Origin of the sequence: Paenibacillus sp. MAEPY2 (assembly GCF_000499205.1) — a bacterium.
Taxonomy (GTDB): Bacteria; Bacillota; Bacilli; order Paenibacillales; family Paenibacillaceae; genus Paenibacillus; species Paenibacillus vandeheii.
In genome coordinates this window covers 52154-66550 of sequence record NZ_AWUK01000043.1, presented here as the reverse complement: position 1 = coordinate 66550, position 14397 = coordinate 52154, and the positions used below count along the sequence as shown (strand labels likewise).

Annotated in this window: 10 protein-coding genes; all 10 read right to left on the bottom strand. The window is 39.8% G+C overall.

The annotated features are described in order from the left end of the window. Positions 1 to 970: hypothetical protein (locus tag P364_RS0129880; protein ID WP_024633684.1), on the bottom strand; the 970-nt coding region annotated here is incomplete at its 3' end. Positions 971 to 2291: 1321 nt separating this feature from the next. Next, positions 2292 to 2606, bottom strand: a complete 315-nt coding sequence (locus tag P364_RS0129870; RefSeq protein WP_024633682.1) for a hypothetical protein — start codon at positions 2604 to 2606, stop codon at positions 2292 to 2294. Positions 2607 to 3203: 597 nt separating this feature from the next. Then, a complete protein-coding gene (locus tag P364_RS0129865; RefSeq protein ID WP_024633681.1) occupies positions 3204 to 3983 on the bottom strand; it encodes a stalk domain-containing protein in 780 nt (259 codons plus the stop codon). Between the two features lie 51 nt (positions 3984 to 4034). Continuing rightward, positions 4035 to 5906 (bottom strand): hypothetical protein, encoded by a 1872-nt coding sequence (locus P364_RS0129860; protein ID WP_024633680.1) that lies wholly within the window; start codon positions 5904 to 5906, stop codon positions 4035 to 4037. A gap of 91 nt (positions 5907 to 5997) precedes the next feature. Next, the gene (locus P364_RS0129855) at positions 5998 to 6408 is read right to left on the bottom strand and encodes a hypothetical protein (RefSeq protein WP_024633679.1); all 411 of its coding nucleotides are present in this window, start codon (positions 6406 to 6408) and stop codon (positions 5998 to 6000) included. A 67-nt stretch (positions 6409 to 6475) separates the two neighbouring features. Beyond that, a complete protein-coding gene (locus P364_RS36400) occupies positions 6476 to 8266 on the bottom strand; it encodes a peptidoglycan DD-metalloendopeptidase family protein (protein ID WP_024633678.1) in 1791 nt (596 codons plus the stop codon). A gap of 76 nt (positions 8267 to 8342) precedes the next feature. Then, positions 8343 to 10634, bottom strand: a complete 2292-nt coding sequence (locus tag P364_RS0129845) for a hypothetical protein (protein WP_024633677.1) — start codon at positions 10632 to 10634, stop codon at positions 8343 to 8345. 8 nt (positions 10635 to 10642) lie between these two features. Continuing rightward, positions 10643 to 12553, bottom strand: coding sequence for a VirB4 family type IV secretion system protein (locus P364_RS0129840; protein ID WP_024633676.1), 1911 nt, complete (start codon positions 12551 to 12553; stop codon positions 10643 to 10645). Beyond that, positions 12546 to 13343, bottom strand: coding sequence for a hypothetical protein (locus P364_RS0129835; protein WP_024633675.1), 798 nt, complete (start codon positions 13341 to 13343; stop codon positions 12546 to 12548). Before P364_RS0129835 ends, P364_RS0129840 begins: the two co-directional genes overlap by 8 nt. A gap of 546 nt (positions 13344 to 13889) precedes the next feature. Continuing rightward, complete coding sequence (locus P364_RS0129820; protein WP_024633673.1) at positions 13890 to 14252, bottom strand: hypothetical protein; 363 nt, start codon at positions 14250 to 14252, stop codon at positions 13890 to 13892. Positions 14253 to 14397: the final 145 nt, after the last annotated feature.

The following is a 14397-nucleotide window of genomic DNA, read 5'->3' as shown; positions in this document are numbered from 1 at the left end:
TACATTTAATAAACTTGGTAATTATAGACTCAAATCGGCTATCTACTTCTTTTTGAGCTAAAAGTATAGTAAATACGGCTATTACTTTAATATCATCAATAAGTTCTTTTCCCTTTAAAAAACGACTACTTAAAAAAGGAGACTCTGTAGAGTAGACCTCATGGTCCTTATTAAAGCTCGCAAGTCTTTTTATTTTTGGTACACGATCATGTTCTTGGTAATAACTATCTAGTAATGATCTGTTTAAAGGAGTTAGATCCAAGGTTACTGATATAATTCTTAAAGAATCAACTTTATGTAAATCAGAAAATTCTACTTGATTATTTGAACACTCTTTAAGTTCTTGAATGAGTTCAGTTAGATAATATTCAAATGGTATCGCTCCTATGTTATTATAGACAGTTTTGAGAAATTCCAAATCGTTTCCGTGTAATGATAGCTTCTTGACATTAAAGAGTTCTTTTATTCCGATTGAAGTTTCACTCGCTGTTTGGTATATTGAATCGCCGAATCTGGCTTTGTTCCACGGAAAGTAAGTTAATCCATACTCTAGAACAACTGAATTAAGATCAAGTTTCGATATTGCCATAACCGGATCAGAATTCTCTTTGCTTATATATTTAATAAGAGGAACTACCAAACATTTACTATAACTAAACTGCTTATTCGCATCTCCTGAGGTTTTATTGTTCAGCGTCTCTCGCACTGTTTTAAAAAGAGCAGTAACAGTGCTGCTAAGGCTTCTGTCGTAGAGTTCGATTGGTTCTATCTCCCGTCTTCCTCTATAGAATTGATCTACATTTGCTAGTGTTTTCCTCTCTATGGGTGATAATGCTCTAAAACAAGTTACCGCAGTAGCGTCATCTATTGAATCGATTAAGGTAAAGATCAAAGTGCATTTTTCACATATTTTGGAGCTAACTTTGTTCAGACTGTAATCAAAATCGCATAGACAAAAATCACTATTCATTATCATCTCTCCTGAAAATATCTTCTGTTGAGACATTTGTGTAAGCAGTTACTCCCCTGATGTGTATATTATCACTGCCTTATAAACGAAATCTAAACATTAAGACCACATATATTTACTAACATCTACCTTATTATAGCTTAACTACTTTGTTAAATGACAAAGTAAAATCATAATTTGACTTTACTATAGTTACAGTATTGGCCTTGGAGAAACTTCAATCAATACCTGTCCTACAACAAGAAAGGACCCCTTTTCGGAGTCCTCTGCATAACGGTTCAAAACAAGTTTTTTAATCGGTCAACTTTGGGGGGACAGGTTAGTGTGAAATATAAGTTCTAACTTACTCTAAACCGTTTTTCTTGCATAATTTCTAAATATAAGTTACACCTCAGATGGAAGTTAAGAAATTGACTATCAGGTTGATTCCTGGTGCTGCAGTGAACAAAATCGTTACGCTTTCTCATAGGAACCTGTACATTAAAGTACACTTTGTTCGTTTGGAGCCTTAAGGCTCTTCCATCAGCAACACTCTAAACATTCGTCTATAAGTCGGGTTCAATGATTTTAGATACTAGGTAGTCAAAAAGAGGATACATCTTAGAGCATTGATTTTGTAGCCAAATCTAGTATCTGCACCATGAAGAATCACATGTCTACTTAAAGGAGAGCGAATAACTTAACGAATCCAGTACACAACCGATGTAAAACATTAAAACTGCGTCATCCAATGAAAAATCACTTGTTTCGTTAAGTAACTCCTCCCCTAAACGTTTTAACCGGTTTTGAGTAATATAATATATCCTGAGCATTACCTCTTTCTATAATTAGACCTTCAATCCTAGGTAACAGAGTTGATATTGCACTGTAGTATCTTCCATCTTGGAAACTAAGTATAGATTCTCCTAGGATAGGAACACGAGACTTAAGCCAATCAATTTCACTCCAATGTTCAAAAAATGAGTGTATTATTTCATCATTAAAAGTTCTTTCTATAATATCGTATATGTTCACTTTTAATCTGATCAATGTCTATATGCTTAAATTCGGAAAAATTCATTGAATGATGCGGAGGGAAATTGAGAGCAATCATATGCTCTTTGCCTTTCTGGATGTTATCTCTTGCTTCCTTGAGTAAACCAGGAATTTTATTTATTTCTCCATAACTGGAATGCATCATTATTATTCCAAACGTTGCTAATCTGAGAAAAAGTATCATTAATATTTCGTTGAACCTCGGACCATACTTTTTGAGCATTTGCAATTGCTTCAAATATATCATTATTGGTTTTTTTGTATGCAGCTCCAGCAATTGCTTCCTTTATCGAGTCGGATATACTATTGTTTCGCGAATTGCATCAAACCCTTTAAATGTTTCTCTTATGGCATCGTGCCCTTTGAGCGATTCTCTTATGGCGTCAAATTCTCTATTCGCTTCAAATGCTACATTTAATCCGTCGTCCTCTCTACTAATTTCTGTTAACCCTGTACTTTCTCTTATTACTCCGAAATTATTACCGCTCAAGAGAGGTTGAATTAAAGATTTGATATCTTCTTGTAATCTAAATATTTGAATTATATATTGGGAGAAGGCACCTTCAGTACAACGAAAATTTATATCATAATTTTTTTCCATATCGACTCATCAATCCCTTCATATTAGCCAAGTTAAATTGTAGCCTTATTTTCTTTTTCAGAAACTAAAAATTTTTATTAATTGTCTTGTTTATTTTCATACAAGTTTCTGTCTGCTCCAACGCAATTGTGTAAGGTGCTCTTAGATTGAAAATTCTCATTAATCCAAGTATCAATTCTAAATACAAATTCGACAACTCAACATTATAATCAGTGAGATCCAGTTGTCTACTTTCATCATTAACTGAAGAAGCATCTCGAATGATCCACATAGTAACCCAACATTCAAATTATGTAAATATGGCTCCCAGATCTTCTCACCTGCTTTTGAACGTCTCGGATTTATTGCTTCAGCTTTACGAGTCCAAACCCACCATGCACTAGCTCAATGAACGTAAATTGACTCTGATACTTTTTCTTTGTTCGCTTGCTTTACGGTCCATAAGGAATTCCAAGCCATCTAATCTTCTTTCTTTAAGAAAAGTAATTCGATATTCTTTATGTAGCACATCTCTCTATTGTGTCACACAATTGTGTTTCACAAATAGAGAGATGTGAATATTATCATGACTCTGAAAAATCAAAAGTCTACTAACCTCTACTGGAAAATGGGATCACCAAGAATCAATTGAGTATCCGTCAAATCGCTTGTTAAAACGATTCGAATTTTCTTCTTACCCCTTAGGTCTAATGTGAATTTCTTTGCTCCGTCAGTAGGTCGGATACTTGTTGTATAAAAGGCAATTTCTTTCTTGCCGTCAATGTCTAAGAACCTTACTTCAACTGGTTCATTGACGTTCGTACTTGTGTTAGTCTTCGTAGTAGCGGGTGCTTCTTTTTTTACAGCCATATATAGAGACAGGTTGTCGTATTCCTCGGTGGCGAAATCAATTGTCGTCCTTGCTGATTTACCTTTTAATATCCCTCCTTGTGAGAATGAGACAGTTCCCACCTGTAGATCACTTGCGATAGTAGTTAAGAGTAGTTTGCTATCGAGAATCCCAGGGAATTCTACCAAAGTCACCGGTTTACTAACCTCATTAACAGGAGTCGTCGTTTGATTTGGATCAATACCAGTATCTGGCTCAACAAGTGTGACCGCTTTGGATCCCTTGTCCCATTCGATCCCCCAACCTAGCGTTTCAGAAATGGACCGGATAGGAAGATAAACACTCCCTTCAATGATAACCGGATCAATCTTTTTCCCCTCCGCATTTCTTAACGTTAGCTGCTGACCATCTTTAAAGATTTTCAAATTACTTTCAATAAGTGCTTGAATTGCGTTGCTTGATTGAGCCAATGAAGTTCCAGTTACCAATAGAGAGACTAAACTCATAAATATAATTGTTTTCCCAAAACGCTTTGATGCTTTTTTCATCTGAATCCTCCTCGATATCATTGATTTACAAGCCTGTATTTTCGCAAAAAGTTAGACAATGGAACGTAAACCCAAATGTTCAGCTACATGATCTTGAAGCTGTCTCTTCCAATCTTTGTTGGAAATACTAGAACCAAGTTTTCCAATCACAGGTACACCTAAAGCATCCTCCCAAGGGATCTTCCCCTCTCCTTCTCCCTGGATAATAAGACCGATTTTCTTCCACTCATCTCCCATTCTTTTTAGATGAGACATTTGAATGTCAGCCATACCCAGATGATCATCAGAGTTTTGAACAACCCAAATTGATTTTGTGCACCATTCATGTGAAGCCATAAGCAGTAAAGGTGAACTCTGACTCTGAAGATCTGCTAGAATTGTTTTCCCCACAAAGGCTCTCTCAGCTCGTACCAACCACTCTCTCAGCAAAGTATCATTGAAAGGTTTTTTACTTGAGTAAATCCATGGGGCACAAAGATATTTATTCTTACATAGAGCCAATTCTTCGAGACCATCAGGAGTATCCGCAATGGTATGAGAAGGATGTAGCCCTAATTTCCCTGCAATCTGTCCATAGCTATACGATATTTCGGCTACACCAAGTGCTTTGTCTTCTGCACCTTCTGATAAAGATAAAATCATGGACGTTGCTCCCGCCCCTCCCTTTGGAGAGTAAAAGATAATTCGATGTGGCATTGGATAGGAAAAAGGTGAATATCCCTTTGCATGAGTGGTACTCTCGTGAACATCACCATCCTGCTTGCTTGTATCTTTTGACCTTCTAAATATTTGAAAAATGGGATTCTTTAATATGGTCCCTTTCGTTCCCTTTGGAGTCTCATCAACTTCCAGTGGTTTTTGTTCCTCACTAGGCCTAGATGGCTCCTCAACTCCTTCAGCCGGTGAAGCATGGGTTACTGTCGGTGTTTTCACTTCAACGTCCATATGTGGTATTTCGGCAGGTTTTATAGCCACCTCAATCTTTGGTGGATTGACCGAAGGACGAGAAGACAGAAACGAAGGCTCTGAAGGGTGATCTGTATTCTCCGGGTCTGTAACCTCAACTTTTTCCTCCACCTTCGTAACCACTTCATTCTGGGATATATTTACTTGATTCCCCACTGGGTCCATTGCTTGAGGAGAATCTTGATATTCTGTTACGTCTTGTAGAGTGTTGGGAACTTTTACGAGACGTTCAATATCTGCAGATGACACATTATTTCTGGCTAAAAAGTGATAGTAACCTTTTGACACTAAGCGCTGGTATAGTTTGTTGTTTTTCCGCTCAAATAACATCATCGCAAGACGAGTATTTTCTGAAGATTGAAAATTGCTTACTACCTGAAGAATTTTCAAATCTCTCAAGGTGGGTTCGTCCTTAGGCATCACACCTTCTTCAAGGAAGATAACATCAGGGTTATTTAACTTCTCCAAATCCATCACATCATTGAACTTATTGCTTTTCGCTACAACCTGGATACCTCCAAAAGATTCAATTAGCTCAATTAAACTGGTATTCTTTGCAACAATGGCGACCTTTGCTCCTGTTTTATCTGTTGGGATATTTTGCAGACTATCCTCACTCTTACTTTCGTCATCATTTCCAGCATCTTGGGAGTGATATGTTTGGCGACTGGTACTTTCAATCTCCAAACCAAGAGATTGAATCCAATCCTTAGCCGCATTTCTAAAATCACGCGTACCTGAATACACCAGACTGGGCAACGGGAGTGAACTAACCTGGATAAAGAAAGGAAGACTTTCTTCAATCACTAAACCATCAATTTTTTGTTTCTGAACATAATCGAGAGCCGAATTCCAAGAAGTAAGGGCTGAGGAAATTTTTATACTTGGGTTTAACCCATTAATGGCTACGGAAATGCGCTCGTAGCTGGTTGGCTTACAAATAACAGCAACATGCATGATTATTCCTCCTGTTCGTCAAAGACGTCTTACCTGTAGATAAAAAAAGAGCGACGGAACTTCCGTCGCTCTTCAAGTCAAAAAGTATGTCTTAAAAATAGTTGCGAATGGTCGTGGCTACGTAATCCATGTAATCTACTGCTTTCCGGAGATCACCTAATACAAACATAATCCCAAAGCCAATGACAAGCGCCAATCCACCTAATGCTAAAAGCTTTTTTGAAAAGATCCCACACACCATAAGGATGATTCCGACAATCAAACAGAAGAAAAACAATGGATAAGCCATCTTTCCTCCTACTGTTTCTGCATCCTTGGTTAAGGCATCCATGCCTTTTGAGAATCTTCCTTTATCCACGGTAGATAGATCAAGGCTAGTATTACTATTGGTACTTGGAATGTCCAATCCTGAATTGCTATTGCTGCTTGATGCAAAAGAAGGTACAGAAAAAACAAGCATAAGCACCATCATTAGTGAAAACATGAAACCTTTTTTTCTCATATTCTTACCTCTTTCATCCTAATTTGAACTGGGAAATGTTCAGCATCCCCCCTTTCACAAATAATCATTAGAACGTCATATACGTTTTTGGATCTATTTTCATACCATTCTCAATAATTTCAAAATGAAGGTGGTTCCCGGTTGATTTACCAGTAGAGCCTACCCCTGCGATTTGCTCACCTGCGGTTACCTGTTGGCCATTTTTGACTAACGTGCTGCTGTCTAATAAGTGGCCATATAGCGTCTGGAAACCTCCCCCATGATCTATAATAATTGTGTTTCCGTATCCGCTCTTTGTCCCTACAAAGGTAACAACACCGTCTAATGGTGCTTTTACAGGGGTGCCCGCGGGTGCAGCCAGATCAATACCTGAGTGCATCGTTTTCACATTTGTAATCGGATGAATCCTATAACCAAATAGACTGGACACACGGTATTTATCTTTATCTACTGGATGGATTGCTGATGCCCAAAGTGGTGCAGGCTTCTCATAGAGTTCAATAAGAGCTAATACTTTGTCTACGTACCAGTCCGCATGGTTATATAGCCTAATAGCAGCTGCGGGGTTCTTGTTATAACCATTCTTGGATAGATAATTTGCCGCTGAAAATATTGCATCTTCAATGTCCCACGGATCCGCCTTACCATCGCCATTAGCATCAACGCCGTAGCCTCCTCCAGCTTTGATAACATTCAGATCCGTAATATCTAGCGAATCAGATACCAATCCGCCACCAATCTCGTATTTCCAACCTACCCACGTAGCAGGCATAAACTGCATATGCCCGACAGCGCCTACACTAGATACCATAGTAGGGTCTGTTGAAAATGTCGTTTCTACATTGTGTATGGCCGCGAGCGCATACCATGGAATTCCGTACTTCTTTGCAGCAGCTTTATAAATTGGAATGAATTCTGGAGGAATTTGTCCATTAACATAGCTTCCTCCTTGTCCATTCCCATCCCCACTACCAGGGAATCCAACATATAAAGGGTCGTATACCTTCGCGAGCTCAACGACAAATTCAGCATCGTCTTCAATCAATCCATGGTCTATTAAAAAGGTAACTAGCCGATCTGGCACACGAGGCGTAGAAACAATAGAACTCTGGACTTCAGCTGTCACCTTCGTATAGTTATCACTATCTCCTGTTTGAACCGTTTCGGTACGGTAATCTACGTTTACCGTTTGATCGTACTGGTCAACTGTGGTAATGAGTTTAGTTTTGTATTTCTGTGTATCCACATTTACGACTCTTTCTTGAGTTTCGTTACCCTCATCGTCCGTCACTGTACGATATGTTGTAGTTTTTGTCTCCACAATTACCACCGTGTCTTTCCACGTAAAACGAGGCCCTATCGCTTTGTACGTTCGCTCTGGATCTGGTTTTCTGGTACTTCCATCACCAACAATTGGGTCACCTATAACACGGTCAGCAGCGGCTATTAACGCCCAGGATATTTGGTATGTTGTAGCTTGTTCAAATGGACTTTCTTGATAAGGAACTCCCTTCTTGGATCCAAAGCTGTACTCATCACTTTCGCCTAATCCGTTCTCAGATAATTGAATATACTTTTCCTGTAATTCTTTGTCTTTTTGTAAGTTCCACTCCGGATCATGTTCGTCGGTAGTAAAGATAGCCATCTGTCCAGATTCCTTTTTGAAATCATCAGGAGCACCAAAGAATAGAGAGTAAATACTCAAAAAAGCAATTAGTACGGCAGCCACAATTAAGATGTACGGTAATAGTTTAATGATTAGTTTTTTAGCGATTTTTTTCCCGAGTTTCGCCAGTTTCCGAGCCATGTACTTTTTAGCAGCACTTTTTCCTGCTTGGAAAAGCCCTTCTAAACTCAATCTTGATCACCTTCCTCAATCTATGAAAAAATGCCTTTCCTGTCGTTGGACAGAAAAGACATTTTCAAAGAATTCTCTATTCATTTTTCCGTATGGAAGGAGGTATATCAATAATTACCTGTTTCGGCTTACTGTTTTCTCTTGGGTCAGAAAATCCATATGACTGATCCATAGCTGGTGGTGGAATTGGTCCAGGATCTCCATTATGTCCAGGAGCGGATAATGGCGGTTGTGCTTGAGTTAATGATACTCCTTGAATTGGACTCTCGGGTTTAGAACCAGATTGATTATGATTAGGACGACCCTGATGGAACTGTCGTTCTAGATAGTTCATATTATTCCGGTTTCTTTGATTCTGCGTTGCTTGTTGGCCAATAGGACTTCTCATGTTCGGTGGAACTATAGTCGAAGGATTATTCATTGGACCAGACGGCCTTTGTGGTGGTCTAGCCTGTACTGTTTGCCCTTGTTTACCTGCAACACTCCCTGCCTGCTTTGAGAGACTCTGAGAAGGGATAGAAACCGAAGAATGACCTGGATAGCCTGGTTTTGAAGAAACCATAACTCCTCCTTGTTCAGCCAGGGGTGTATGAACTGGACCCGGTAGTTCTGCCGGTCTACTGTTACCTCCTCCCGGTTGTACACCTGGACCAGCGGGAAGTGCCATGATAGGACCACTACCCATTGGCAATGCTAACGGGGCAGAGGCCAACTGAGTTTCAGTTATAGGCTTTTCTGATCGGTATGATTGAAATGCTCTACCAGCCTCTCGCGCTCCTTTTGCTAGGGATCCAACGCCTTGTTCGATTTTCCCAACTGCTTGAGCTCCTAATGCAGCTCCAACAAACCCACCAGATAGGTTACCCGACAATGCACTACCCGCGATAAATCCTGCACTGGCCCCAGCTACCCTAGCTGTTTGTTTCGCCACTTTACCTGCAGCTTTAGTACTGGCAATAGCAGCCGATTGCATTAACCCCATCGTTCCACCTTTAGAATCTACATAACTTTTAATTGGTGATGAAGCTTGTGTAGTAGTTGAGGTGCCACTACTTGAAGGTCCCCCCCTCATTCCGGAAGATACCTTGTTCGCAGCTCCACCTGGAGCGTTCTTAGCAAGGGCCCCTTTTGTAGGTGCAACAGGCGCCAAGTTTGAACTGCCCATCATAGAACCAAAGCTTGGAGCACTTACTGGACTAATACCATATGAACCTGCCGTTGCCATTGCTGGTGAAGCACCTCCTGAACCCGAAGGAAGAATCCCCTTGGTATCAGAGCTTGTTGTATTGGATTTTCCCCCTCCATTCCCTTTTAAGCCTCTGACGATACCTTGAACGGCCATGACTGTTCCCATACCAAAACCACCACTTACGGTACCCCCACCATGCGCCCCGATAGGGAGTCGGATCAAACTTGTAATCGTAGGCATACCCACTAAGAATACAAGTAGAATAAAGAAGTTAGGAGTTTTGGCGAGTAAGGAGATAAAGATGGCATAACCAATTGCATGACCCGCCTGAGTAAATATCTGTGCTGCAAATTCCCTAAACCAGTCATCAAGCACTTTTTGAGCCCCTGGTGTCGTACAACGGAATAAAACCCAAGGAAAAATAACCATTAAGAAGATTAAGGTTACCAATCGCAAAGCATATTGATAGTTAAGCATACCTACACAGAAAACTATCAGAATCACCAGGGCCGCTTGGCCGAGGCTTTTAGTTTCAGAAGTGAGGATTTCAAGGATGTTGACCTGCATAACATCCCAGCCCGTTGCCATTTTCATTCCATCTATAGCCCAAAGAACGACCATGTAGTTTATATCAAAAAGAAGCTTATACATGTATCCAGCCATGTTCAATCCAACAAAATAAATCACAAGTCCTTGTGCCATGTTAGTGATACTGATTTGACCTTGTTGAGTGCCACCTTTAAACATAATCATAAAAGCCCAAACAAATAGACTGAAGACTGCTAACCAAGCACTTACTGTTAAAAATGAATTGAAAAAATCAACAATGACACTAAAAATAGACGATTCGAAAGTGTTAAAAACAAGGTTTTCAGTTCCTTGGAGAAAAATAAGCTCGTTAAAATCCTTGAGTCCAAGTGTCTTCCGGATAAAATCAGCAAAGTTAACTACCAAAGAAGCTAACTGCCTCTCCAAGTACCCAGGATCTCCATCATCATCCAAGCGATCGCCAAATACACCGTTCCTTATTTGGTCGGTGGGGCTGTTTGCAGCCTCATTCGATGTTTCTGTTTGAGTTTCAGCTGATGCTATACCACTAACCGTTGGAAGTATAAAGCCCAAAATGAGCAATGCCAAACAAAGTCTCAGGATGAGACCCTTGAATTTTATATTTGCCATCTCTCACATCACGCTCCAATACCTTGTTCATAATCATTAGGATTGGTGGTATACAACCAGTATTCATTTGCCGTTGGTTGGATGGAGACAATCGTTGATTCTTCATTAACTCTCAATATACCTACGCCAGCACTTGCAGTAAGTAAGAAGCGAGCTTCACCTTCTGCCAAGTTGAATTTCCCTTGTACTGCATCGATGTCAATACTCTCTTGGCGAAGTAATAATTTTGTCGGAGCATTTTTTAGAATTCCCATTCCCTCTGGAACCCTTAGAAAGACTTCAAATCCTTGGGTTACCGCACACATGGAAACATTCAATTTTCTTCCCCGCCGGTATGCATTCTCCAACCATTTTGCCTGTTCTGGATCTTCCATCTGTAGCTGAGCCTCATCGGATATAATTCTTTTTTTGCGGAAACGATCCTTCTTCCCAAACCTCTCCCATGTCCACTTATTCGCAATAAATGAACCAATAGGTTTCATCCATTCTTCGTCCAAGTCGGCTGTGGAGATTCCAAAAACACGGCCCTCCCCAATCTTAAACGTTGACTGGCCATCAAAGATAGCTTTGGAGTCGTCCCCGCCCTCTCGTGTGAACAACTTGATGAGTGGAGTAACACCCGATAGTCTCTCATCTTGCAGCATAAGCTGGTAGTGATCATAGAGAGTTGGCATTTCCTTAATAACATATTCATTGTTTACTAGCTCATACAAACTCTCAGGACTACTATTGATGTTAAATTGTTTATACAGCTTAATCGTTGTATCATGTACGGCCACTTTGACTGCCCCTGTAAGAGCACTCTCATCAACGGTACGGATCATTTTGAATATTACTGCTTGAACACCTTGATATGCTTCCTCAATATCGACGAAAACTCGTCCCCGCTCGTCTTCCTCTTCTCGAACATCATAATAATTTAATCGTTGGTAATCAGCATGTTTAGGAGACAATTCCGCATAAGGTCCGTTCATCGCCAAAACAAGATTTTTATATTCCCTCTCAGGATCAATAATTCCTGTGCTGATACCAAGGGCTGCGGACCTTCTCGTTAAGACTTTAATAGCAAATGATTTTCCTGAACCAGCTCGTCCGAACACAACCATATTGCTGTTATTAAGTCGTCGATCCCATCCATCATAAAAAACAGGTCTGCGAAAATGGTCAAAACCCAAAAGCACACCCTTACGGTGAGATAGTCCTCCATACCCGAACAAGAAAAAATCGGCTACGTTACTACTCTCCATTTCTTTAATATGAGGCTTTGCGATGACTTTTGGCCCGATGCCCACAGTATGTCTCCATGCTTCAAGCTGTCTAGTATCAGCAGCATTGAAGCGTATCCCCATACCACTAAGACGTTTAATAATCGTTCGACTAAGACGCCTTAGCTTGTCAGGAGTGTTTGAAGAAACATTGAGTGCTACAGATGTGTTAAACAACTTTTCAGCATTGACCCTGAGTCGACCTAATTGCTCTTCTAAATCAGATAGTTCTTGCATCATTGCGCCGACTTTTCCAGGGTTATGCTCTTGCGTTAACTCTGCCCGTAAAACCGCTATCCGATTGGATATTACATTGATTTCATGACTTATTTCTGCAGGCTCAATGGACACGGTTATGTCTACTGCCCCATCACCTTCACTTAACATGATCGGGTCGAACATTCCGACGAAAGTGGTTCGCCCTGTAAATTTCAGAAACCATGTGCGGAGGTATGATGCCCCTCCCGTATTATCGCCGAACTCAACCCAGTAGTCGGTTGCATTGTTTTCACCTGGCATACGTTCAATAATTGAGGGTGGGGCAATAATATCGGCTTCTTGTTCGGTTAAACCTTGAAGCTTGAATTCTTCCTCTGAACTCTCTGTTTCGTCAATTTCTTTTTTCCGATTAAACAATTTTGGGATTTTAAGCATGAGCATCCTCCTGTGTATATATAGATTTGCCAAAGGAATGAGGAACCTGCCCGTCTTCATTTACCATACCAATAAATTCTTCTAAACTAACCAAGCCGGCGATCTCCCGATTTTGTGTACGATATAAGTATTGCAACACTTTTTGCCGATCCATTTCCGTAGTCACGATGCCAACATCAGAAAATTTAGATTGCATAATCCTCATACTGTTAGTAAGCTCCTGTTTTACCGTATCTATATCGTGCTCTATGCCTTTCCTGGAAGCATTTTTTCTAAGAAGATCGTTAATGATAGGATTGGATGTTTCAGTAGTCAGGTCTAGCAAGTATCTTGAATCTGTTTCGAGAAAAACAAAATATTTGCGGTCTTGAATTTTATTTGCTTCGACAATTCCAAAGAAGGTTTCTTGCATTTCATCCACATATTCCAAATCCATTGGATCATTTGTTTCATAAGCTTGTGATTTCAAATCCTGGAAATAACTTTCCAAGTCATAAGGATGACTTTCAGACTTGAAACGAAGTGGATGTGGGATGGTATTAATCGTTTCGCGGAATGCTAACCAGATTGCTTCTTGCTCTTTCGGAGACTTTAAAGCAAACGATATTGGTTGAACTTCAAGCATGTACATATACCGGTCGTCCGGGGTAGTGATTAAGCCATCAGTCGTTATTTCTTGAACTTGAAACCAGTCTTTAGCTGATTCCTTCTTCTCCTTTTTCTTTGTCTTTCCACCGAATTGTAAAAAAATGAGCACACCAACAATAGCTACAACTAAAATAATATCCATGTATCTTTTTTCACCTCACAGAAAAGTAACTCACACCATATAAAAGAAAAATGCCCTAATATATTAGGGCATCTTTATAGAAATTATTTTGCTTTTTTTGTAGCATTTTTCTGTGCTTTTTTCGTTTTTCTTCCTTGGAAATGTATAAACAATGCGGCCCCTACTAATACCAAGCCCAAAACGATATCCATAGTTATTCACCTCACAAAAATAGTTTTTTTTATTCTATAGAAATGTTCTTTTGCGGTAACGACACGAGACATACCCCATCAGAAAACGATGAAGATCTTGCCCAGTGGAAGGATGCTTTATATGAGCAAAAGCCAAGCAAATGACGAATGGTATTAAATGCGGAATATAACCCACTGTACCAATCCCAGGTATTTTAGGAATGTAGTTAATCACTTGTAATGATAAATAACCACCCAATATCCACCAACCCACTTGAAAAAATGACAGTCCGTATATTACTTTGGTTTTTTCGTTACTCTTATAAGTCAATAGATGCTGCCTGCCGTACATTACGAGTCACTCCTTTATTGCATGTTAGGTTAAGTTGCCGCCAAAGATACCGTAGAAGAGACCCACAATTTTATCAGCCATGATAACAACGGCAAGTGCAATGAGAGTATACTTGAATTTATCCTTAGCACCCTGAATTTTATTAGAATCCCCACCGGCTGTAAGGAACATAAATGCACCCCACATTAAGAAAATAGCAGCAATCCAGCCAAAGACCTCTCTTACCGCGCCTGCTCCACGATCGGCAGAATCTTTTGTCCATGTTTTAAAGCTATCAACATTGGTCGGATCTAACTTTGTTGCGGATGTAACTGTAGCGAAAGTTAAGCATAATACCGCCACAAGGCCCAACATGATCCAAAATTTCTTCGATTTCAATGCTTTCATTTCCATTCCTCCATTTTTCTAAAGCTGTAAAACCATAATATTTATATTTATCTGATGAGAATCTTTATATATTCGTTCGCCTCCCCTCGTCATATACAAAAAAACCTCCTTCAATGGAACTCAGAAGGAGGTTTGTATTGATTGC

What these genes read in the sequence shown, in the direction of transcription:
- P364_RS0129845 (WP_024633677.1), bottom strand. Translation starts at nt 10,634, where the DNA reads ATGGCAAATATAAAATTCAAGGGTCTCATCCTGAGACTTTGTTTGGCA.
- P364_RS0129820 (WP_024633673.1), bottom strand. Translation starts at nt 14,252, where the DNA reads ATGAAAGCATTGAAATCGAAGAAATTTTGGATCATGTTGGGCCTTGTG.
- P364_RS0129870 (WP_024633682.1), bottom strand. Translation starts at nt 2,606, where the DNA reads ATGGAAAAAAATTATGATATAAATTTTCGTTGTACTGAAGGTGCCTTC.
- P364_RS0129855 (WP_024633679.1), bottom strand. Translation starts at nt 6,408, where the DNA reads ATGAGAAAAAAAGGTTTCATGTTTTCACTAATGATGGTGCTTATGCTT.
- P364_RS0129840 (WP_024633676.1), bottom strand. Translation starts at nt 12,553, where the DNA reads ATGCTTAAAATCCCAAAATTGTTTAATCGGAAAAAAGAAATTGACGAA.
- P364_RS0129865 (WP_024633681.1), bottom strand. Translation starts at nt 3,983, where the DNA reads ATGAAAAAAGCATCAAAGCGTTTTGGGAAAACAATTATATTTATGAGT.
- P364_RS0129860 (WP_024633680.1), bottom strand. Translation starts at nt 5,906, where the DNA reads ATGCATGTTGCTGTTATTTGTAAGCCAACCAGCTACGAGCGCATTTCC.
- P364_RS0129835 (WP_024633675.1), bottom strand. Translation starts at nt 13,343, where the DNA reads ATGGATATTATTTTAGTTGTAGCTATTGTTGGTGTGCTCATTTTTTTA.